Raw genomic sequence first — 23847 nt, 5'->3', positions numbered from 1 at the left:
TATGATTTTCAGAACAGAAGTTGACATTAATGCTGTAGAAAAAAACATAGATATCGAAGATTCTATATTTTCGATCGGCTCTTGTTTTGCAACCGAGATTCATACTAAATTAAAGGAGGGTCAACTCCAGACTTTTAATAATCCGTTTGGGACTTTGTTCAATCCGTATGCGATTAACACTGCCTTGCAAAGGATTTATAAAGGGAAAGATTACTCGGAGATTGACTTGATTTTGGCCAATGACTTGTTCATGAGTTTGGATCATCACTCCTCTTTTGATTCCAGATTTGCACATAAGATTTTGGAAAAAATCAATAGCCAGTTACAAGCTGCTAACGACTTTTTACAAACCACAAAATGGGTGATTATCACCTACGGAAGTGCTTTCGTTTATGAATTTTTACCAAAAAATAAAATTGCTGCCAACTGTCATAAAATTCCACAAAAGTTTTTTAACAAAAGATTCTTGACAGATGAAGAACTTCGCCAAAATATTGCGGAAAGTATAGAATGCATCAAGGATATCTGTCCAGAGGATGTTCAGATTTTGTTCAGTTTATCGCCCGTTCGTCACACCAAAGATGGCATGACCGAAAATAGTCTGAGCAAAGCCAAACTCTTATCGGCAATGCATGATGTTATCCCCAATTATAACAATTGCTATTATCTTCCGATTTACGAAATTTTAATGGACGATTTGCGGGATTATCGCTTTTATAAAGACGATCTTATTCACCCGAATGAGCAAGCGGTGCAATATATTTGGGAGAAATTTGGACAAGCTTTTTTCGCCGATGATACCAAATTGTTCATTAATGAAAATAACAAAATCCAAGCTGCGCTCAAGCATAAATCTTCCGATGAGGAAAGTCCAAAACATCAAAAATTTTTGGAAAACTTAAAACAGAAAATAGAAAATCAGCGCCAAAAAGCCAAACATTCAATTTTTGAAAATGTTGATCTTTAGAAGATTTTTTGATTTGTAGTTTTTTAGGAGCTATTTCCACCAATATTTGTGCAGAATATTTCCATCTCGAAAAAAGTTGTGCAACACAGCCACTAACTGTTAAATACATCCTCATTAAGAGTTTATAAAACAGTTTTACAAAATTTTAAAAATGATAGACACACATACTCATTTATATTCGGAACAATTCGATGTCGATCGAGCAGAAATGATTCAGCGCGCTTTAGACAAAGGCGTAGAAAAATTTATCTTGCCAGCCATCGATTCGGAAACGCATGAAAAAATGCTCGCTTTAGAATCTAATTATCCCAATAAGATGTTCGCTATGATGGGACTTCATCCATGTTCTGTTAAGCCAGAATCTTGGGAGAACGAATTGAATTTGGTGAAAAAATACATCGATCAACGCGATTTTGTTGCGATTGGCGAAATTGGGATTGATCTTTATTGGGACAAGTCAACTTTGGATATTCAGGTTAAAGCTTTTGAACAACAAATAGATTGGGCGATTGAGAAAGATTGGCCAATTGTCATCCACACCCGCGACAGTTTTGATGAAACATTCGAGGTTTTAGAACGAAAAAAACATCCGAAACTTAGAGGTGTTTTTCATTGTTTCTCAGGAGATCTAGAGCAAGCGAATCATGCTTTGGATTTAGGTTTTGTTTTAGGAATTGGCGGCGTAGCAACGTTTAAAAACGGAAAAGTCGATCAGTTTTTGAATCAAATTCCTTTAGATAAAATAGTTTTGGAGACAGATTCGCCTTATCTTGCGCCCGTTCCTCATCGTGGCAAACGTAACGAAAGTGCTTATGTAGAATTGGTTGCCGGAAAACTGGTAGATATCTATGGCGTTTCGTTTGAGGACATTAACAAAAGGACAACAGAAACAGCATTAAAAATTTTTGGAATTAATAATTAATTATGGATTCTTGTTTAGATTCAATTCGATTTTATAATAGGGAAGAAGTACATCCTGCGTTACAATCGATGGCAAAACATCCGATGATGATGGCTTTGTTACAGTTCGCTTTTCCGGGAAAGTCCGAAAACGAAATTTCAAATATTTTAGCATCAATTGATAGTATCGAAGATTTTCAGGATAAAGTCATCAGCCATTGTATTCGTAATATTTTAAAACAATCTTCGGATGGTTTGACGATTTCAGGTTTAGAACATTTGGATAAAAATAAAACCTATCTTTTCATTTCCAATCATAGAGATATTGTTCTGGATACGAGTTTGATCAATTTGGCTTTGCTAGAAAATGGATTTCAGTTGACGGCTTCCGCTATTGGTGATAATCTGGTACAGCGCGATATTTTTATGGTTTTGGCGAAGCTTAACAGAAATTTTTTGGTTAAACGTGATGTTTCGCCGCGCGAACTTTTGAAAAGTAGTCAATTGATGTCAGATTATATCAAAGATTTAATTCTAAATCGGCATCAATCGGTTTGGATTGCACAGCGTGAAGGTCGTACAAAAGATGGTAACGATACCACACATCCTGGCGTTCTCAAAATGATTGCAATGACCAATGGAAAGTCTGATGTTTGTGATTATTTTAAAAGCTTGAATATAGTTCCTGTCAGCATTTCTTACGAATATGATCCGACGGATAAACTGAAAACCTATAAAGCAATTCAGTCCAAAAATTCTGAAGTGCTTGTAAAGTCGAAAAATGAAGATTTTGAAAATGTGATGGCTGGCGTGTTGGGACAAAAGAAAAGAATCCACATCCATTTTGGAGAAGTGCTTAGCGAGACTTTGGATGAGATAAAATCGAAATCTGAAAACAATAATCAGCAAATCCAAATGATTGCAGAGTCGATTGATAAAGCGATTATTAGTAATTATAGATTATTCCCAAACAGTTTCATCGCGTTGGATATTCTTAACGAGGCAAATCGTTATTCTGCATATTACACGCAAGATGAAAAGGAATTGTTTGAACGTAGAATGGCTTTAAGTATCGATAAAAATGATGTCGAACTCAAGACGCATTTTCTAAGTCACTACGCCAATCCAGTGGTTAATAAAGAGAAATTAGGCTTCGAGTTTTAGTTTATAAAAAAACGTCATAAGTATCAATCTTATGACGTTTTTTTTGTTTATTTTTTGCCTTGTCTAGAACTTTTTTTATAATAATTCTTTTTGGCGACTTTTTCTTTTTCCTGTGTTTTGGAAGGTCTTGTGTTGGCAGCAGCCTTATTATTGCTATCGCGTTTTTGCTCGATAAGATTATCTGTATGATAAGGATGATCGCGATTGATAGGGATTTTTTTACCAATTAATTTTTCGGTATTACGAAGATTCACCAAGTCCAAACCGTCAACGAAAGAGAACGACGTCCCATCATTACCTGCGCGTCCCGTTCTTCCGATACGGTGAACGTAAGTTTCCGAAACATCTGACAATTCGAAGTTCAGGACGTATTTTAGCTCATCAATGTCAATGCCTCGCGCAGCGATATCGGTTGCAACCAGAACACGCGTTTTTTTAGATTTAAAATTGTTTAAGGCATTTTGTCTGGCATTCTGAGATTTGTTACCATGTATCGCTTCCGCAGAGATGTTGGCTTTATGAAGTCGTCTTGCAATTTTGTCTGCGCCGTGTTTGGTTCTCGAAAAGACCAACAATTGATCAATCTTTTGGTCTTGTAAAACGTGAATCAAAAGTTCCAGTTTATCATCTTTTTCAACCAAAAATACACTTTGCTGAATGGTATCTGCTGTTGATGAAACGGGCGTTACTTCGACTTTCACAGGATTCTGAAGAATGCTGTTGGCTAAGGCGCTAATTTCTTTTGGCATTGTCGCCGAGAAAAATAATGTTTGTCTTTTTTGAGGAATAAGTTTGATAATTCGTTTCACATCATGTACAAATCCCATGTCCAACATACGGTCGGCTTCGTCCAAAACGAAAACTTCTAAATCTTGCAGATTAATGATTCTTTGATTTATAAAATCCAACAATCGTCCAGGCGTGGCGATTAATATGTCAACACCTTTTCGGATCGCAGCTTCCTGTGCGCCTTGTTTAACACCACCAAAAATTACCAACGATTTCAGTGGAAGACGTTTGCCGTATTCTTTAAAATTTTCCTCTATCTGAATGGCCAATTCTCGTGTTGGTGTCAAGATTAAGGCTTTTATTTTTTTATTGTTTTTATACTTCGAATGCGAAAGATTTTGTAACATCGGAATCGCAAAAGCTGCTGTTTTTCCCGTTCCGGTTTGGGCGCAACCTAGTACGTCGCAGCCTTTTAGGACTTCTGGAATGGCTTTTTGCTGAATGGGTGTTGGGTTGGTGTATCCTAATTCGTGAATCGATTTAACGATAGGTTCTATAAGTTGGAGGTCTGTGAAATTCAAATTGATGATTTATATTTAAAAAAAATAATTCCCTCATGTAGAAGGAATTTGATATTGCAAAGTTAGCTTAAATAAAATTAAGTCTGCTATTTTACTTTTTTCCAAGTTTGATTTAAGCGTAAATCCGCAAAAAACTTATAAACTTCTTTTAGTTTTGGAGTTCCTCTTTTTCCGTAATCCTCAATAATTTTTGATGTTCCATCGGCATAATTAATTCTTAAAAAAGAAGTTGGCATATCCATGATGTTTTTATCACCATAGAAATCATTGAGTTGTTTTGGATCTAGCTCATCAATCAAAGCGACCAATTTGTTATAATCTTTAGCTTTAATAGTGGTTTTAAAAGTACCTTCACGTTCTGCTGAAAAATTTGTTTTTGTATGGTTTTCTCCAAAATTAAAACGTTCTGCTTCGAAAGTTGCACTTTTGTCGGCATTAATTGTAATTTTAAATATTGGACAAAATCCGAAACATGGCGTTGTCTCATATTCTAATGTCTGATATTTGGATACCGATTTTTGAGACTGACAAGCCGTCAGCAACAAAATGCTAAAAAGACTTAATAGGTATTTCATACTATTATTAACCGTGAAGTTGTTTCCAAATTGCATCTTTCAATTCCATAAGTCCTTCACCAGTAACGCCTGAAAAAAATATTGGTTTTTTACCTTCTGGAAATTCTGCGGAAACTTCAGTTTTTAATTCGTCATCCAAAAGATCGGCTTTCGAAACAGAAATAATATAATCTTTCTCCAAAAGTTCCGGATTATATTCTTTTAGTTCGTTTTCCAAAATTTGGAATTCTTTAAAATGATTTTCAGAATCTGCCGGAATTAAAAAAAGTAAGATAGAGTTACGTTCTATATGGCGTAAAAAACGATGTCCAAGACCTTTTCCTTCGGCTGCACCTTCGATAATTCCAGGGATATCTGCCATTACAAAAGATTTGTAATTTCTGTAATCTACAATCCCCAAATTAGGTGTTAATGTGGTGAAGGCATAATTAGCAATCTTTGGTTTCGCTGCCGAAATAGATGCCAAAAGTGTGGATTTTCCAGCATTAGGAAAACCTACTAAACCAACATCTGCAAGGATTTTTAGTTCGAAAACAACATAACCTTCTTCGCCTGGAAGCCCAGGTTGTGCATATCTTGGCGTTTGGTTGGTTGCTGATTTGAAATGCTCATTTCCAAGTCCACCTTTTCCACCTTGCATAAGAACGATTTCTTGCTTGTCTTCAAGGATTTCTCCGATAATTTCGCCTTCTTCATTTTTTGCAATGGTACCAATAGGAACCTGAATGTAAATATCGTCTCCCGCAGCTCCAGTTAATTGGTTTTTTCCTCCATTTTCGCCACGACCAGCTTTAACATGTCGCGTGTAACGAAGTGGAAGCAAGGTCCATTCGTGTGCGTTACCTTTCATGATAATGCTACCACCACGTCCACCGTCGCCACCATCGGGACCACCTTTTGGAATGTATTTTTCGCGACGAAGGTGGGCGGAACCAGCACCTCCATGACCGGATGTACAATGAATTTTAACGTAATCTACAAAATTGCTCATAATTTTTTAGTTGATGGTTGTTGGTTGGTGGTTGTCGGCTCTTAGTTAAACTATCAACTAACAACAAACAACTGACAACTATTTTATTTTTTCGACTTCTGCGAAAAGCTTTTCAGAAATTTCTGAAATTTCGCCGATGCCGTTAACTTCTACATATTTGCCTTGTTGCTTGTATAGTTCTGCAACTTCAGCGGTTTTAGCATAATATTCTTTAATACGGTTGCTGATAATAGCTTCGTTGCTATCGTCTGTTCTACCGCTGGTTTCGCCTCTTTTTAGTAATCTTTCGACAAGAACTTCATCTTTAACAACTAAAGAAAGGCAAATGCTAATTTCAGAATTTAGTTCGTCTTTTACGATTTGTTCCAAAGCTTGTGTTTGATTAGCTGTTCTTGGGAAACCGTCGAATATATAACCTGCTGCAGTTGATGGTTTTCTAAGTTCGTCAACTAACATGTCGATAGTTACTTGGTCTGGTACCAATTCGCCTTTGTCGATGTAAGATTTAGCGAGTTTTCCCAATTCTGTTTCGTTTTTAATATTGAAACGAAATAAATCGCCCGTGGAAATTTGTTGAAGGTTGAACTTTTCAATTAGATGTTGTGCTTGTGTCCCTTTTCCACTTCCCGGAGGACCAAATAATACGATGTTAATCATTTTTAATAGATTTATTTTTCAGAAACCTTGAAGGATTTCTACTTTTTATAATTAATGGTTGATGTTTCCTTCTTCTAGTTGATAAAGATCTTTTAGATTTCTGCCCAATTCATCATAATCCAGTCCATAGCCTAAAACAAATTTGTTTGGAATTTCTTTTCCAACATAATCAATCTTGAATTCTTTTTTATAAACGTCAGGTTTTAATAACAACGAGGCTACTCTTATTGATTTTGGACGTTGTGTCTCTTTGAAGTAAGTGAAGAGATTTTCGATGGTGTTACCTGTGTCCACGATGTCTTCCATAAGAATGATGTGGCGGTCTTTGATGTCTTTGGTAAGTTCCATTTCTTTGAAAACGATACCGGAGGATTCTGTTCCAACATAAGAACTCATCTTGATAAAACCGATTTCGCATTCGCCGGGATAGGCTTTTATGAAATCTGAGAAAAACTGAATAACACCACTCAGTACACCGATGAAAACGGGTCTTTCATCTTTGTAATCTTCGTAGACATCGGCTGCTACTCGGTTTACGATTTCAATAATTTCGTCATGTTTTAGATAAGGGACAAAAGTTTTGTCGTGTACTTTGATACTTTCCATAATTTTTTGAGAAAGTACAAAATTAAGGATTTTAATTAATTAACAATCATTTGAAAATATGACTTATGTAATAATCTTAAATATTGTAAATTGTTTAAAAATATAATCATTGTTTTAAAAGATTGTTTATTTTTGTTCCCCTTTAAATAATAATATGAAGAAAAAACTACTTCTTTCCGCGTTTATAGTATTCTTAGCAACAAAGCATATTTTTTCACAAGAAACTAAATTTTCTTTTGAAACTTCCGAAGGCTTTACTTTGGGTAATTTCAATGGTCAAAAAGGATGGAGCAATTGGGGCTATGTCGATGCGTCACATTCTCAGGTTGTTAATACCATTGCGAGTTTGGGCAATAACTCGGTGTCAATAACCGCAAATGCGGAGCAGGAAGAAAATTGGGGCGGTATTTTTTACGATGTTCCCAACTATCCAAGAATGTCCATCTCTGCAGATGTTTACATGGATTCGGTTGGTGCTTCGGATTATGATATGCTAACATTATATAGTATGGATGTTGAGGAGTATGAGCGTCTTGGTGGCTTTTATTATAATTTTGATTCGACACTCGAAGTTGGAGATTTCACCAGTATAACGACCAAAAATTGGCAAGCAAACAAATGGTATAATCTGAAAGTGAATGTCGATTTTAGTACCAAAAAAATCGAGTATTTTATTGATCAGGTGAAAGTTTTAACCTCCACATTCAATAGTCAAGTTACTTCTATTAAAGAGTTTGATTTTGAGTTCGATAATTACCAATCCGGCTTTAAAGTCGATAATGTTAAAATCCAAAATTTAGACAATTTAGATATTCATAATGTTGATAAAGTACAAATTCAGTTGTATCCAAATCCAACTGCCGATGTTTTGAATATTAAAGGTGTTAAAGAGCTTGACGTGCTTTCTGTTTTCGATGCAAGTGGAAAATTAGTTTACCAATCGCAATCGCTTTCTCCAATTGATGTTAAATCCTGGAAGTCTGGCTTGTATGTGGTAAAAATTAAAACCAAAACATCAGAATTTATCAATAAGTTTTTGAAAAACTAATTTAATTTTTAATTAAATATATATTTCCAGTACACCAAAAGCCCAACTACAACAGCAAATATTGCAGACAATAAAACAGCGGCGCCAGCGATGTCTTTGATAATTCCGATTCTGGAGTCGAAGTTAGGTTGGATGTAGTCACAGATTTTTTCGATGCATGTATTAAGCGCTTCTGTGATTAAAACCAAAAATGAAACGCCAATTACAACTATAATTTCTAAAGGCTGAAGAGGTAAAATAGTGACCAACGCCAAATTAATTAACAATCCTGCAATATGGATTTGGAAATTTCTTTCGTTACGTAAAAGCCAAAAAAAACCTTGAAAAGTATATTTGAAACTTTGGTGTAAAGGCGGTTTTTTCATAAAGCTTTGGATTTTTGAGTAATTTCTTTCCAAAAGTAAAATAAAATTACTTTAATACGGTAATTGTTGATAATTAATTAGAAATCAGACTGCCAATTTGCCATAATTTTTTATCTTTGTGAATCGAAATAATTAGCTTTTATGAGATTTATTGTTGCCAGTGGCGAATTGCAAAAAGCCTTACAAACTGTTAGTGGTGTAATTTCTGGTTCGCAATCCAGACCAATTTTGGAAAACTATCTTTTTGAGTTAGAGCAAAATAACTTGAAAGTGACTGCGTCAGACGGAGAAACAACTTTGATAACGTCTATCGAGGTTATGTCGGATGATACAGGAAAGATAGCTGTGCCTGCTAAAATTTTTCAGGATTTTTTGAAAACTTATGGCGAACAGCCTTTGACTTTGGTTGTGAAAGATGCGCCAGAAGGCAATGGTAGCGTTTTAGAAATTTTGGACGAGAAAGATAATTTCTCTGTAGCACTAGACAATGCAGAAGATTATCCGGAGTTGCCAGAATTCGATGCGTCTCAAAAAGTGGTAATGCCCGGCGGTGTTTTGGCTGATGCCCTTAGCAATACGTTGTTTGCGACAAGCAACGACTCGCTTCGTCCAGTAATGACAGGCGTTCTGTTCCAGTTTGCAGAAAACGAAACCAATTTCGTATCAACAGATTCTCACAGATTGGTGGTTTACAAAAGAACCGATTTGCAGAATGCTGAGCCAATGGAGTTCATCATGCCAAAAAAACCTTTAGCGATTTTCAAAAATATTTTGAACAATTCGGCGGAGGAAGTAGCCATCGAGTTCAACGAAAACATGGCGCAATTTACATTTGGTAACAATGTTTGGATTTGCCGTTTGATCGATGGAAAATATCCTAACTACAACGCAGTTATTCCAAAAGAAAATCCAAATGTATTGACCATTAACAGAAGCTTGTTGTTGAGTTCTATCCGCAGAGCGTCTATTATGTCAAACAAATCGACTAACCAAGTTCGTTTCAAATTATCAGGCAATGTGCTTCACCTTCATGCAGAAGATACAGAATTTGCAAACAAAGCAGATATGCAGATTCCGTGCGATTATAATGGAGAAGACATTAATATCGGATTCAGTTCCAAATTTTTGACAGAGATGTTATCGGTTTTAGGAGCAGACGATATCACTTTCAAAATGTCACAACCCAATCGCCCAGGTATTATTGAGCCAATCGACGGTTTGGAAGACAACGAAAATATTTTGATGCTTTCTATGCCGGTAATCGGATTATAAGCATTGATAAATAATAAATTTATAATTTGAGATTTGAAATTCAGGTCTCAAATTTTGTTTAAATAAAGATTTTACTAAAGGATTTTTGACAAATTTTTATTAAAATAGAAATTAAAATGTCAGCATTCTAAAATTTCAAATTCAGAAAAATGAAAATTTCAAATAATTGGCTTAAAGATTACATTAAAACCAATTTGACTACGGAGAAAATCGGTATGTTTTTAACAGACATCGGTCTGGAAGTAGAAGGTATCGACAAGTACGAAAGCATCAAAGGCAGTCTAGTAGGTATCGTTGTTGGAAAAGTTTTGACTTGTGAGAAACATCCTAATGCTGATAAACTTAGCAAAACAACGGTAGATGTAGGTGGAAAAGTTCTGGACATTGTTTGTGGTGCGCCCAATGTTGCTGCAGGACAAGTTGTTCCTGTTGCCGTTGTAGGAACCAAAATCTATGATAAAACAGGAAACTTTTTTGAAATTAAAAAAGCTAAAATCCGCGGTGAAGTTTCGGAAGGGATGATATGTGCCGAGGACGAACTTGGTCTGTCAGACGATCATGCTGGAATCATGGTTTTGGACGAAACAAAATATAAAGTCGGAGAAAACTTCGCCGATTATTTTGAATTGATAAATGATGAAGTTTTTGAAATCGGATTAACGCCAAACCGTACCGATGCGATGTCGCATTATGGCGTTGCGAGAGATCTTCATTCTTATTTGTCCTCCAATAATTTAGGATCAGAATTCTCAAAAGTTGAAACCGTAGCATTGACTTCTGAAGCGACTCATAATTTTAGTATAGAAATAGAAGATACAGCACTAACACCACGTTATCTAGGTGCTGTTGTGGAAGATCTTAAAGTTACAGATTCGCCAGCATGGTTAAAAGACAGAATCAAGGCGATTGGTCTTGCACCAATTAACAATGTTGTCGATATTACGAATTATATTTTACACAGTTATGGTCAGCCTTTGCACGCTTTTGATGCGGACAAAATTGCTGGTCACAAAGTGGTAGTTGGGACATCGCCAGAAGGAACTTTGTTCAAAACTTTGGATGGGGTAGAGCGTAAGCTTAGCGGCAACGAAATCATGATTAAAGATGGCAACCAAAATCCAATGTGTATCGCAGGCGTTTTGGGTGGTGAAAATAGCGGCGTGTCTGTGGCGACGACTAAAATATTTTTGGAAAGCGCTTACTTTAACCCAGTTGCGGTAAGAAAAGCTTCAAAATTCCATGGACTTAATACCGATGCATCTTTCCGTTTCGAGAGAGGTGTGGATCCTAACAATACAAAAACAATTTTGACACATGCTGTTAAAATGCTTCAGGATATTGCTGGTGGAAAACTTGTTGGAGATCTTTTAGAATCTTATCCAACTAAGATTGAACCTTTCTATGTGGTTTTGCGTTATTCTAAATTGGATCAAATTTTGGGTGTTAAAATTCATAGAGAAAAGATTAAAGAAATTTTAAAATCTCTAGAAATTACGGTTCTTAACGAGATTACAAATGGTCTGGAATTGTCGGTGCCTGCTTATCGCGCAGACGTTACCAGAGAGATTGATGTCATCGAAGAAATCTTAAGAATATATGGTTATAACAAAATCGAAGCGCCTCAAAAAACATCTTTTACAACGGTACGATTAAGTCTAGACGATCAAGATGCTTTAGAAAACGCTTGGGCAAGAACGCTGCAAAGCCAAGGTTTCCACGAGGTGATGAACAATTCTTTAACTTCTGTAAAAGACGTAACCAATGCGGTAAAACTTCTTAATCCTTTAAGCAACGAGCTTTCTACAATGAGAACGTCTTTGTTGGAAGGACTTTTGGCGAATGCTGCTTACAATATTAACAGAAAACATCCAGATATTAAGTTTTTCGAATTGGGTAAAATATATCATAAATTTGAGAAATATGAAGAAAGAAAACAATTGGCTATTTTAACAACAGGACGCGATTTTGCTGAAAATTGGTTGCAACCAAAAAGCACTTCGGATTTCTTTAAATTAAAAGCTTATTTGATGCTTCTTTTAGAGAGATTAAATCTTAAACTGGAAGAAAAAGCTTTAGAAGATAGTCGTTTTTCTGATGCCTTAGAAATCCTTTCGGAAGGTAAAACTTTAGCAAGAATCGGAAAAGTTGCACCAGCTTTATTGAAAGATGCAGATGTTGACCAAGAGGCTTTCTATGCGGAAATCGAATTAGAAAATTGTCAGTCTTTGAGAAGCAACGAGAACTTCAAATTTGTTGACATTCCTAAATTTAATAAAATCCGTAGAGATCTTGCATTATTGGTTGACAAATCGATTACGTATGCGGAGTTGTACGAGGTTGCTAAGAAAAATAAGTCGCCTTTTTTGAAAGAGATTAATTTGTTTGACGTTTACGAAGGGAAAAATTTGCCAGAAGCTAAGAAGTCTTACGCGATGAGTTTTGCTTTGCTAAACGAAGAAAAAACTCTCGAAGATAAAGATATTAACGAGGTGATGAATGCGTTGATTAAGTCTTTTCAAAAAGAATTCGGTGCAGAGCTGAGAGCTTAGCCTTTTTTACATAAAATTAAAATCCGCCCAAAATCTTTAGATTTTGGGCGGATTTATTTTCGACTAAAATTTTACTTGAGAATCAATTCCCGAATCGGTTTCTTTGATTTTGACATCTGGTGTATTCGGGATTTCTGCGGCTGCTCTTCTCTCGATTGTTTTTTTTAAATCGTCGTAGTTCGTCGCATCTTTAATCGTCATGTTATTAAACAAATAGGTCTTTTTGACTTCGTTTTTATTAAATACTTCCGAAACTTTTTCAGCTTCCACATCATCTTCTACTTCGACACTTGCGGCGTAATTGTTAAGGTTATTTTTATCCAAATATACAATGTAGCGCGAGCTAGATATTCCTTTTGCTTCTAAATCTTTTTCTAGACCTCCGTAGTTGCTTTGATTGGTAAACAATCCTGTGATAATACTTGACATAATTAAATATTTTGGTGTTTAACTATAGAGATATCAAAAACCGAACAAGCAATAAGCTAAAGAATGTTAAATTTTCTCGTTTTTAATTTCGTCGACAATTTCTGGGTTTAATAATGTTGATGTATCCCCAAAATTGCTAAAGTCGCCTTCTGCAATTTTTCTCAAAATTCTACGCATAATTTTGCCAGATCTGGTTTTCGGAAGTGCCGATACAAATTGGATTTTGTCCAGCTTGGCGATAGGTCCTATTTGGTCTGAGATTAACTGATTGATTTCTTTTTTAAGATTTTCACGATCTCGGCCTTCTCCAGTTTCTTTCAGAATCACATAACCATAAAGTGCATTACCTTTGATATCGTGAGGGTAGCCAACAATCGCAGATTCTGCAACAGCCGGATGTTGGTTGATGCTGTCTTCGATTGGCGCCGTGCCTAGATTGTGACCAGATACGATAATCACATCATCCACACGACCTGTAATTCTGTAATAACCAACTTCGTCTCTCAAAGCGCCATCGCCTGTGAAATATTTTCCTGGAAAAGCCGTAAAATAGGTTTCTTTGTAGCGTTGATGATCACCCCAGATACTTCTCGCAATTCCCGGCCATGGAAAGCGGATACAAAGATTTCCTGTAACTTGATTTCCTGTAATTTCATTGCGTTTGTCATCCATTAAAACAGGCTGCACGCCAGGCAAGGGAAGTGTTGCATAAGTAGGTTTGGTTGGTGTAACAAATGGCAAAGGGGAAATTAAAATTCCGCCAGTTTCTGTTTGCCACCAAGTATCAACGACAGGGCATTTTTTTTGTCCAACATGATCGTTGAACCAATGCCAAGCTTCGTCATTAATAGGTTCTCCAACAGAGCCAATAACTTTAAGGCTTGATAAATCGTGTTTGTCCACCCATTCTACACTTTCCTTCGCAAGAGAACGAATCGCTGTAGGTGCGGTGTAGAATTGCGTAACTTTGTGTTTTTCGATAACTTCCCAAAAGCGATCGGGCTCTGGATAAGTTGGTACACCTTCAAAAATAAGTGTTGTGGCACCGTTAATTAATGGACCATAAAGAATATAGGAATGACCAGTGATCCAACCGATGTCCGCCGTGCACCAAAAGATATCATTTTCTTGATAATCAAAAACATTTTTAAACGTATATCCTGTATAGACCATATATCCTGCGCATGTGTGCAACATGCCTTTTGGTTTGCCAGTCGAGCCTGATGTGTAAAGGATGAATAATGGATCTTCGGCATCCATGATTTTAGTAACATAATCCGAAGAAGCTTTGTGAAAATAGTCATCTAGCCAAAAATCACGTCCTTCTTTCATGTTGACTTCATTGTGTGTTCTTTTGACAACCAAAGTTTTTTCAACAGTGTCGCATTGTATTAAAGCTTCATCCACAATGGATTTTAGATCTAAAGCTTTATTGCCGCGATAACTTCCGTCTGAACAAACAATAATTTTTGCACCGCAGTCATTAGCTCTAGAAGAAATAGCAGAAGCCGAAAATCCTGCGAATATCACCGAATGTACTGCGCCCATTTTGGCACATGCCAACATGGTAATCGCCAATTCTGGGATCATCGGAAGATAGATGCAGACGCGGTCACCACGTTGTACACCCATTTCTTCGAGGACGTTTGCCATTTTACAAACCCGTTCATGAAGGTCGCGGTAGCTGATGTGTTGTGCTTCTTCTTTAGGATCGTTAGGCTCCCAGATGATGGCTGTTTTGTCACCACGCGTTTCAAGATGTCTGTCGAGGCAGTTTTTTGTGATGTTCATTTTTGCATTTTTGAACCATTTGATATTGGCTTCTTCCATGTCAAATTCTACCACTTTGCTCCAACGTTGGTACCAAGCAAAATTTTCATCCGCGATTTTGTCCCAGAATTTCTTAGGATTTTTAATGGACTTTTTATATTGTTTAAAATAATCTGGGAGGTTTTTTATTTGGTAGGTATTCATTGTTAAATGTTATTTGTTGTAGGTTTTAAATTTTTCTATAATTTCCTCAATAATCGTTTCGTCATCTATGGTAGAAGGGATGCTGAATTCTTTTCCGTCAAGGATAGTTCGTATTAGTTTTCGGAGTGTTTTTCCAGAACGTGTTTTAGGAAGTCGTTTTACGACCATTACATTTTTAAGACTTGCTACAGCGCCGATTTTTTCGCGAACCTTTTGGACAACTTCTTTTTCGACTTGTTCGTCTGTAATTTCGGAACCGTTTTTAATAACGACTGTCGCAAATGGAATTTGGCCTTTAAGTTCATCTTCAATGCCAACAACGGCGCATTCTGCCACGTCGGGATGTGAGGATACCACTTCTTCCATCTCGGATGTTGATAAGCGATGTCCCGCAACATTAATAACGTCATCCACACGACCTGTGATAAAAACATAACCGTCTTCGTCAATTATGGCACCATCTCCCGAAAAGTAATAACCATCGAATTGAGACAAATAACTGTCCTGAAATCTTTCAAAATCTTTCCAAACCCCAAGTAGTGCGCCAGGAGGTAAAGGAAGTTTTATTGCTAAATAACCTTCGTGGTGTGCGTCGAGTTGGTAGCCGTTTTCATCAAAAATTTTGATATCATAACCTGGAATAGGTTTTCCTGCGGAAGCACGTTTAATTTTATAATCATCAAATCCAGTCATAAGTCCGAGCATTGGTGAGCCCGATTCTGTCTGCCACCAATGGTCAATTGCCGGAACACCGATATGTTCATTAAACCAATCCAAAGTAGCAACATCGCAACGTTCGCCAGCTAGGAATTGTTTTTTTAAACAAGATAAATCGTATTTTTTCACCAATTCGCCATTGGGATCTTCCTTTTTAATAGCTCTGATGGCAGTTGGCGCTGTGAACATCGATACGACATTGTGCTCGGAAATAACGCGCCAAAAAGTTCCTGCATCGGGTGTCATAACAGGTTTGCCTTCAAAAATAACTGTTGCATTTCTGTTAATTAAAGGCGCATAAACGCTGTAACTATGTCCAACAGCCCAACCGAAATCCGATGCCGCCCAAAATGTTTCTCCAGGTTCTATAGCGTATATATATTTCATGGAGAATTTAAGAGCTGTTGCGTAACCGCCGGTGTCACGGACAATACCTTTTGGTTTTCCAGTTGTGCCAGATGTATAAAGCAAATAGAGCGGATGGATAGATTCTACAGCGATACAATCTGTAGCTTCAGAGTTTTTGATAAGTTCTTCGTAATCTAAAGTTCCTTCAAAATATTCGTTTTTATTTTCAACCAATTGACGATTATAAACGAGGATATGATCTACTTTGTCTTGAGAAAGTTCAATCGCTTTTTCAACCAAAGGCAAATAAGGGATACGGCGTGCAATCTCAACACCTGCCGTTGCGGTAATTAAAATTTTTGGTTTGCAATCGTCGATACGCACGACCAACTCTTGTGGCGCAAAACCTCCAAAAACGACATTATGTATCACGCCAATCCTTGCACAGGCTAGCATGGAGAAAAGCGTTTGTGGAATCATCGGCATGTAGATAACGGCGGTATCGCCTTTTTTTAATCCAAGAGATTTTAATCCGCCAGCCAGGCGAGAAATTTCTTCTTTAGCTTGGTTGAAGGTGTAGCTTTTTTTCTGGTCTGTAACTGGAGAATCATAGATGATGGCCACTTGGTCACCATAACCATCTTCGATATGTTTGTCGATGCACAAATAACACATATTCAGTTCGCCATCTGCAAACCATTGGTTATAGTTGTTTTCGTCAAGAGATGTTATGGTTTTTGGAAATTTGTACCAGCTAATTTGTTCAGCTTGTTCTTTCCAGAATTCTTCTTTGTTGTCTAGACTTCTTTGGGTTAATGTTTCTGCATTCATCTTTTTACATATTAATTATTTGTAGAACCCACCAGTTCATCGATTTGTTGTATAATTTGTTTTACGGAATATGGTTTGGTAAAATATGCGTGGGCTCCCATATCATAAGCTTTTTTAATATCTTCAGGATTGTTTTTGGCGGAGACGAAAGCGACTTTGGTTGATTTAAGTTTTTCTAATTTTTTAATTTCTTCCAAAGTAGAGTAGCCATCTAGTTTTGGCATCATAATATCCAATAGAATAACATCTGGCGTCAGATTATTTAGGATTTCCAGCACTTCTGTACCATCTCGGGCAATGTAAACATTGTAGCCATTTTTCCTGAAACTATATTCTAAAGACATCAATATTTTGTGTTCGTCATCTGCAATTAAAATCGTTTTCATATCTCCTCTTTTCTGTTTTTAAATCCTTGGAAGTGTCAAATTAAATGTCACTCCCAGTCCGCTATTTTCTGCACTTATGTTACCGTTATGTGCGAACATGATATTTTTACAAATCGCAAGGCCAAGTCCGCTGCCCATTGGTTTAATAATATTTTGATTATTCGATTGGTAAAATTTATCAAAAATTGAATCCAAATCATTTTCTGGAATATGTTTTCCAGTATTAAATATTTTTATAATTAAATCTTCTTGCTGTGTCAAAAACTTGGTTTGTATCATGCCTTGCTCGTCTGTGAATTTTAGCGCGTTGCCATAAATATTCTGAAAAACTTGTATCATTCTGGCTTCATCATAATTGAAAAATTCATCAGAAAGAAGATTGACCAAACTCAAATGAATATCGTTATTTTTTATCAAATGTAGCAAAGGTTTTATCGCTTTTTGATAAGTTTCGATGATGTTGTAACGACCGATGTTTAATGGCGTTTTGCCGTGTTCTAATTTGTCAAGATATAGAATATCGTTGATAATTTCACTCAACCTATCCGATTCGGTGATGATGTTGTTAAGAAATTCTTTTTTAATCTCAATAGGCATATCGTCGTCGTCAGCTAATATCTCTCCAGCCGCGCGTATTGCTGTAATCGGCGTGCGAAGTTCGTGCGCCACACTGTCCAGAAAGTCATCTTTCTGTCTGTCTTTTACAATAAGATGCTCGTTCGCAACTTGTAATTTTTCAGAGAGCGATCTCAGTTCATTAGATTTTTCGATTAGCTTTTTATTAAGACTAATATTTTCCTTGGATTCTTCAAGAATGTTAAGAACTTCGGGTAAAGATATTTTGTCTTCCTTGGTAACGCCTTCTATCAAAATTTTTGCGGAAGCTGTCCCGATTCTTCCTGCTAAAAGATTTTCGGAGAATTTTATAAAACGAGAATCTGCCGTTTCCACATTTGTTTCAATATTATATTTCAAATTAAAAACTCGCAATGCTTGTTCGGTTTTTTGTGTGCCAAGAAATCGTTCAAGAATATTTTTAATATCCGATACATAGGCCGTTCCTCGCCAGATAAAAGCGTTTTCGTGATTCTGAATGTATTTGTTAATATCAACATACAATTCTGCAAAATTGCGCTCGCGGTAGTCACCTTTTACACTTACAGAAATAAAGGTGAACAATCCAGCATTGACCAAAATTGACCAAAAGAAAATCTGATTAACGCGATCAAAATACGGAATGTTGAAAAACGCAAAAGCCTCATACAATCCTCTCAAAAATCCTTTGAACTCGTGGTTGTAAGAGAAATAATATTGCGGAAGAATTAGTCCAAAATAACAAATAATCAGTCCTGCAACGAGTCCAATAACTGCTGCTTTGGACCTGCCTCTTTTCCAAAATATAGTCCCAAAAAAAGCGGGTGCCAATTGTGAAATAATGACAAACGAAATAAGTCCAACCGAGTATAGAGAAGTTTCTAAAATGAAATATTTGTAAAAAATAAACGATACAACAATCAAAATGAAAATACTTATTTTTCTAATGTTGGTGATACTTCGTGTGTTTTCGGCTTCTTGATTTTCTTTAAATTTTCCAATCCAGCCAAATGGAATAATCAGGTTGTTAGAAAGCATAATCGATAAGCTGATTGACGAAATGATGATCATTGAAATCGAGGAGCTAAGTCCGCCCAAAAATACCAAAACGCTAATCCATTCTTTATTAAAATACTGTGGAATAAGAATCGAGTAGAATTCGGGATTGACATCTTGACCATCAAAAATAACGCGCCCACCCCAAGCAATCGGAAAGACAAACAAATTGAAAATTAAAAGGTACAATGGCAAAAACCAAATAGCAGTTTTCAAATGTTTTTCCTGACGATTTTCAACAATACTTGTGTGGAATTGTCGTGGCAAAAGGAAAAATGCCGAGATGGAAATAAGACAAAGAATAATCCAGTTAAGACTTCCTTCCAAACCTTTAAATGTATTTTTGGAACTGAAATCTTTAATTTTTGAAGCTTGATTATAAATATCTTCAAAACCATTAAAAACAAAGTAAGTAACAAAAATGCCTAGCAGAACGAGAAAGATTAATTTTAATAAACTTTCTAATGCAACAGCAGCGATGATGCCGAGTCTTTTTTCGGAAGCGTCAACATAGCGCGTACCGTAATATCCTGAGAAAACCGCTATAAGAATCACAACGTAAGTAGCGTTGTCTGTAAGTATATTTTTAGAAACAGGTGTGTTTGTTAAAAGATGAAAGGTTTCTGATATTGCTTTTATTTGTAATCCAATGTAAGGGATGATGGCAAAAAGACAAACCAAAGTTATCAAGGCTGCAAAGCCTCGACGGTTGCCATATCTTAAAGAAATAAAATCTGCAATGCTGCTTATTTTGTTGACTCTTGCAATGCGAATAATTTTAGTATTAATATAAATCCAAGCCGGAATGATAATCACCGGACCAATATAGATGGCAAGATAATTAAGACCTTGGTTGACCGCAACGCCAATGCTGCCATAATACGTCCATGCTGTACAATAAACTGCGATGGACAGTGCATAGATGTAAGGATTGTTAATCCATATTTTACTTTTCTTCTTCTCGGCGCGATGGGCAACGAAAAAAAGTAAAGTCAAATACAGCATAACAACAGCAAACAAAATAAAACTATTCATCGTACTTTTTTATAACAACTAAAGAAAAAATTATCGAGAAAAGCCAAACGCCGAACAAATAGATATACACCATCGGCAATCCGAAGATTTTATCCGCAGAATTGAATAGCAACAAAAGTGGCGCGCTAAAAAGTAAGAGCAACGCGACGCTGAGTAAAACTAATTTTTGTTCGTGTCTTTTTTTCATATTTTTTATATAAAACCATACAAAGACAAAAGCCCTTGCATGGTTTTCAATGAAAATGAATGTTTACATATTTTCGTCAGCATAATCTCCCGACAATGCATAATATCCAAATACGGCTAATCCGCCCGAAATGATTGGCATAAGGATAAACAAAATGATAATCCCAAATACCAAATCTTCTTGTTTGCCCGATGTTATTTTTGGAAGACCCATTTCGGTGATGCCAAAATAGCCAACTACAACTGCTAGAGCAATCCACACGAAACCTAATATTTTTTTTAATACGTTCATAATGATTGTTTTTTAAAGTTAAGAATTTTTGAGTTTCAATATTTAAAATTGAATTATTCTTTGATGCTGTTTTTGTTTTTTAAATAAATGGTTCCGATAATAAGACAGACACCTGCAACAATTATAGGATACCAAAGTCCCTCCAGATACCAACTTGCATGACCTGCGTCTTTTCCTGTGGTTACTAGATAGGTGGCAACTGCTGGGAGTAATCCTCCAAAAACGCCATTCCCGATATGGTAAGGTAAAGACATCGATGTGTAACGGATACGCACTGGGAACATCTCCACCAAGAAGGCTGCAATTGGGCCATATACCATGGTTACGAAAATAACTTGGATGAAGATGAGGAAAATCAGTTTCCATTTTGTACCATCATTTACCGTGACATGTTGTGACACTTTTGGTGCTTCAATTTTTTTATCAAGATTTGTATTGGCGGCTGGCGTCCAGTGGATAAGACTGTCTTTTTTCAAAATCGTACCATCTGTAAAGGTGATTTCTTTATGAAAACTTATAAGACTATCTGTAACGATTTTATCATGAATTTTAGCAAAGCGTTTTTCAGTAATTCCGTTGGTAGCTACAGTTTTTGATTCAAGATCGATGCTTTTGTACATGGCATCATAGATTGGTCTGTAAGATAATATGGCGACCAGCATCCCGACCATCATAATGACTTTTCGGCCAATTTTGTCGGATAGCCAACCAAAGAGAACGAAAAATGGCGTTCCTAAAAATAAGGCGGTTGCCATTAATGCATCCACTTGCGCAGAATCAACCTCCATAACTTTTTGAAGGAAACTCATCGCATAGAACTGTCCAGTGTACCACACAACGCCTTGCCCCATAGCCGCTCCGAATAATGCTAACAAAACGAATTTGAAATTAAAACGGTTTCCGAAGCTTTCTTTAAGCGGATTTTTAGAGGTTTTTCCTTCGCTTTTTGCTTTAGCAAACAAAGGAGATTCTTTCATATTTTTACGAATAACATAGGATACGGCAACCATGAGAATTGAAATCCAAAACGGAACACGCCAACCCCAAGCATCGAATTCTTCTGCTGATAAAGTTGTTTTTGTAATTAATATTACAATCAAAGAAATGAATAGACCGGCTGTTGCTGTTGTCTGTATCCATGATGTCCAATATCCACGGCGATTAGCTTGCGCATATTCTGCCACGTAAGTTGCGGCACCGCCATATTCGCCGCCTAATGCCAAACCTTGTAGAAGTCTTAAGATTAAAACTAAAACAGGCGCCATGAAGCCAATAGTCTCGTAACTTGGAACACAACCAATAAGAAAAGTTGAGAACCCCATGATTAATAAAGTAACCAAGAATGTGTATTTTCTGCCGATGATGTCGCCCAATCTTCCGAAGAATAATGCCCCGAAAGGTCTTACCACAAAACCAGCTGCAAAAGTTGCTAATGTTGAAAGAAAGGCCGCGGTAGGATTATCGGCTGGGAAAAATTTGGTTGCCAAAACTACAGCAAGACTTCCAAAGATGTAGAAATCGTACCATTCGATAAGTGTGCCGAGTGACGAGGCTGTGATAACGCCCCAGATGGTTCTGTTTTTCTGCTTATCACTCAGGTTTTCATAGTTTTCGTGATGTAATTCGCTCATATTAATTTGATTTTTGGTGTCGTGTTTTGAAATTTGGAGTTTAGAAAGAATATATCACTCTTAGCATCGCGCGGAAATTCCCGACATTGGTGATGTTGCCTCCTGCTGTGGCGTCGGCTTGTGTGTCGCCATATTTTGCAGCTGTGTATTCTAATTCTGGCGCAATATTGAATTTGTTTTGTTTAAATTCCACTCTTGCAGAAGCACGCCAAACATGGTCAAGAATTCTTGTTCCGGAAGTGCCACGGATGTATAAATTTTTAAAACCTTCATCAACACCAGAATTTTTGGTGTAACCGAAGAAAATGCCAGGCGCAATTTTGTCGTTGTTGCTGGCAAGATCTACCCAAAACGATGAAGTTTTGGTCGGCTTGTAACTTTCTTGTCCGTTGGCTTCTGTGTAGCCTGCAAAACCACCAATCATAACCAAATGATGAAGATTTTCACCTGTTATCCCGTAGAGTTTAGCACTGAATTTGGCATCAGAATATTTGAAGTAAGCCAAATAAGCCACTGAATTTAGTTTTTCTGTAGAAGCGAGATTATTGCTTTCAATCACTGGTTTTAAGGATTGATATTCGGCGGCGATGCCAGCCATAATGTTTTTATTTTTAAACTGAAGTTGTCCATGGAATGTAGGGACCGAAGAGTTGATTGTTGCGCTGTTGGTAAAAGCGCCGATTGCATTTGCAGTCTGAAATTCGCGATCTTTATAGGCAACCGCTATGAAAGAGAATTGATCGCTTAGTTTTTGTGTAACTTTAATTTGTCCTGCCCATCCAAAAGGATTGAAAAGAATTCCCGTATTAAAATTGGCGACGCCGGGAAAAACTTCTGGGATAAATGCGGGATACCAAGTTTGACCAAATGTGACTGAGGTGTGGGGCCATGCTAATGTCGCGTATGCGTGTCTTAGGCGTAGAAGTCCCATACTTCCAGAACCTGCTGAGCTTTTATTAATTTCGGTGTTTCCGAAGAAATCCGCTTCTATTTTTCCGCTAGCTTTAGCACCCCAAACATCTGGCCCTTTGAAATTGATACCTGTTCGGGTTGTGATTGACAAAAAGTTACTTGCGCCAGCACCGTTGATATCTTTTCCATTGGCATCGAGTTTTTCATTCAAAGGATAAAGATTTAGATTGTATTCTCTAGAATACGCAGATTGTCGACTGTCAAAATTATATTCTGTACGAACCCAGCCGTAAAGCGAAATATCCCATTCTTTGGGTTGGGTTTTTTCAGCTTCTAAAGCTTCAATACGTTTCAGAAGATCAGCATTGCTGATGGTATCTTGAGAAAAAACCTGAGAACTTATGCTTGTTAAAAGTGATATTGATAAGTATTTTAGGATATTGTTCATGGATTAATAATTTTTTATTTTCATTTTTGATGATGCTAAAATGAAATTATTAATCTGTTCACAAAAATTTAATATATATTTATGCTAATAGTATAGTTTTGTAAATTTTAAAATAATTATTTTTTCTATTTTTTAAATCTCTCCCATTTAATAAGCATGTATTTATCAGCAAATTCAGTGATAATTAAACCTGAATTTTTAATATTGTCCTCTTTAGAAAGATAGTCAATAAGTTCATTTTGTTTTAATATTTTGTATACAGGATGAAAATCCGAATGAGGTGGTCTTGTGATATTGTATTTCTTAATCCACGAACTTATTGTTACATGAGAAACGCCAATAATTCTTTCAATCTCTCGAAAGCTTAAACCTTCCAAATATAGCTGTAAAGCCTTTGTAACATAATAATCATCAATTTGTTTTCCTAATTTTTTAACAGTAAAATAATAATTGCAGTTTTTGCAATAGAAGCGTTGTTTGTTGTTAATAATTCCGCTTTTTACCACATTCTTTTGATCGCATTTTGGACAAGATTTCATAATAACTATATTAATATAGCAAATATATAATAATTTAGCAAATATGTATATTTTAACATTTGTAG

21 protein-coding genes are annotated in these 23847 nt (G+C 36.4%); 6 read left to right on the top strand and 15 right to left on the bottom strand.

Annotated elements, in window-relative coordinates:
* Window position 1 precedes the first annotated feature (1 nt).
* The 3 genes from ACVFVN_RS00335 to ACVFVN_RS00325 all read left to right on the top strand — a co-directional run bounded on the left by ACVFVN_RS00335 (window position 2) and on the right by ACVFVN_RS00325 (window position 3031).
* Complete coding sequence (locus tag ACVFVN_RS00335; protein WP_165132477.1) at window positions 2-967, top strand: GSCFA domain-containing protein; 966 nt, start codon at window positions 2-4, stop codon at window positions 965-967.
* Between the two features lie 151 nt (window positions 968-1118).
* Complete coding sequence (locus tag ACVFVN_RS00330; RefSeq protein WP_456233699.1) at window positions 1119-1889, top strand: TatD family hydrolase; 771 nt, start codon at window positions 1119-1121, stop codon at window positions 1887-1889.
* Between the two features lie 2 nt (window positions 1890-1891).
* The gene (locus ACVFVN_RS00325) at window positions 1892-3031 is read left to right on the top strand and encodes a 1-acyl-sn-glycerol-3-phosphate acyltransferase (protein WP_456233698.1); all 1140 of its coding nucleotides are present in this window, start codon (window positions 1892-1894) and stop codon (window positions 3029-3031) included.
* A 47-nt stretch (window positions 3032-3078) separates the two neighbouring features.
* Here the strand turns inward: ACVFVN_RS00325 and ACVFVN_RS00320 are convergent, their stop codons facing one another.
* The 5 genes from ACVFVN_RS00320 to ACVFVN_RS00300 form a co-directional block, all read right to left on the bottom strand.
* Complete coding sequence (locus ACVFVN_RS00320; RefSeq protein ID WP_456233697.1) at window positions 3079-4341, bottom strand: DEAD/DEAH box helicase; 1263 nt, start codon at window positions 4339-4341, stop codon at window positions 3079-3081.
* 86 nt (window positions 4342-4427) lie between these two features.
* On the bottom strand, window positions 4428-4916 hold the full coding sequence (locus ACVFVN_RS00315; protein ID WP_456233696.1) for a DUF6438 domain-containing protein: 489 nt from the start codon (window positions 4914-4916) through the stop codon (window positions 4428-4430).
* A gap of 7 nt (window positions 4917-4923) precedes the next feature.
* Window positions 4924-5907 (bottom strand): GTPase ObgE, encoded by a 984-nt coding sequence (gene obgE, locus ACVFVN_RS00310; protein ID WP_165132461.1) that lies wholly within the window; start codon window positions 5905-5907, stop codon window positions 4924-4926.
* Window positions 5908-5985: 78 nt separating this feature from the next.
* Complete coding sequence (locus ACVFVN_RS00305) at window positions 5986-6564, bottom strand: adenylate kinase (protein WP_165132458.1); 579 nt, start codon at window positions 6562-6564, stop codon at window positions 5986-5988.
* Between the two features lie 51 nt (window positions 6565-6615).
* Window positions 6616-7170, bottom strand: coding sequence for a phosphoribosyltransferase (locus tag ACVFVN_RS00300; protein ID WP_165132455.1), 555 nt, complete (start codon window positions 7168-7170; stop codon window positions 6616-6618).
* 154 nt (window positions 7171-7324) lie between these two features.
* Here ACVFVN_RS00300 and ACVFVN_RS00295 point away from each other — a divergent pair, with 154 nt between their 5' ends.
* Entirely contained in the window at window positions 7325-8218 is an 894-nt protein-coding gene (locus ACVFVN_RS00295; RefSeq protein WP_456233695.1) for a T9SS type A sorting domain-containing protein, read from the top strand.
* 8 nt (window positions 8219-8226) lie between these two features.
* On the opposite strand, the gene ACVFVN_RS00290 is transcribed toward ACVFVN_RS00295, so the two are convergent.
* Complete coding sequence (locus ACVFVN_RS00290; RefSeq protein WP_456233694.1) at window positions 8227-8583, bottom strand: diacylglycerol kinase; 357 nt, start codon at window positions 8581-8583, stop codon at window positions 8227-8229.
* A 141-nt stretch (window positions 8584-8724) separates the two neighbouring features.
* Here ACVFVN_RS00290 and dnaN point away from each other — a divergent pair, with 141 nt between their 5' ends.
* Window positions 8725-9855 carry a DNA polymerase III subunit beta gene (gene dnaN / locus ACVFVN_RS00285; protein WP_456233693.1) on the top strand — a complete coding sequence of 377 codons (1131 nt, stop codon included), beginning with the start codon at window positions 8725-8727 and terminating at the stop codon, window positions 9853-9855.
* A gap of 149 nt (window positions 9856-10004) precedes the next feature.
* Window positions 10005-12404 carry a phenylalanine--tRNA ligase subunit beta gene (gene pheT, locus ACVFVN_RS00280; protein ID WP_456233692.1) on the top strand — a complete coding sequence of 800 codons (2400 nt, stop codon included), beginning with the start codon at window positions 10005-10007 and terminating at the stop codon, window positions 12402-12404.
* 63 nt (window positions 12405-12467) lie between these two features.
* Here the strand turns inward: pheT and ACVFVN_RS00275 are convergent, their stop codons facing one another.
* The 9 genes from ACVFVN_RS00275 to ACVFVN_RS00235 form a co-directional block, all read right to left on the bottom strand.
* Entirely contained in the window at window positions 12468-12833 is a 366-nt protein-coding gene (locus tag ACVFVN_RS00275) for a hypothetical protein (protein WP_456233691.1), read from the bottom strand.
* A gap of 66 nt (window positions 12834-12899) precedes the next feature.
* Window positions 12900-14807, bottom strand: coding sequence for an acetate--CoA ligase (acs, locus tag ACVFVN_RS00270; protein ID WP_165132438.1), 1908 nt, complete (start codon window positions 14805-14807; stop codon window positions 12900-12902).
* 9 nt (window positions 14808-14816) lie between these two features.
* Window positions 14817-16703, bottom strand: coding sequence for an AMP-binding protein (locus ACVFVN_RS00265; protein WP_456233690.1), 1887 nt, complete (start codon window positions 16701-16703; stop codon window positions 14817-14819).
* An 11-nt stretch (window positions 16704-16714) separates the two neighbouring features.
* Entirely contained in the window at window positions 16715-17089 is a 375-nt protein-coding gene (locus ACVFVN_RS00260; RefSeq protein WP_456233689.1) for a response regulator, read from the bottom strand.
* 18 nt (window positions 17090-17107) lie between these two features.
* A complete protein-coding gene (locus tag ACVFVN_RS00255; RefSeq protein ID WP_456233688.1) occupies window positions 17108-19774 on the bottom strand; it encodes an ATP-binding protein in 2667 nt (888 codons plus the stop codon).
* A gap of 250 nt (window positions 19775-20024) precedes the next feature.
* A complete protein-coding gene (locus ACVFVN_RS00250; RefSeq protein ID WP_456233687.1) occupies window positions 20025-20252 on the bottom strand; it encodes a DUF6814 family protein in 228 nt (75 codons plus the stop codon).
* 53 nt (window positions 20253-20305) lie between these two features.
* The gene (locus tag ACVFVN_RS00245; RefSeq protein WP_456233686.1) at window positions 20306-21883 is read right to left on the bottom strand and encodes an MFS transporter; all 1578 of its coding nucleotides are present in this window, start codon (window positions 21881-21883) and stop codon (window positions 20306-20308) included.
* A 40-nt stretch (window positions 21884-21923) separates the two neighbouring features.
* Window positions 21924-23243 carry a hypothetical protein gene (locus tag ACVFVN_RS00240; RefSeq protein ID WP_456233685.1) on the bottom strand — a complete coding sequence of 440 codons (1320 nt, stop codon included), beginning with the start codon at window positions 23241-23243 and terminating at the stop codon, window positions 21924-21926.
* 125 nt (window positions 23244-23368) lie between these two features.
* Entirely contained in the window at window positions 23369-23782 is a 414-nt protein-coding gene (locus tag ACVFVN_RS00235; RefSeq protein ID WP_456233684.1) for a transposase, read from the bottom strand.
* Between the last annotated feature and the right edge of the window lie 65 nt (window positions 23783-23847).

The organism is Soonwooa purpurea, assembly GCF_053891095.1.
This window is presented reverse-complemented; position numbering and strand designations above follow the sequence as displayed.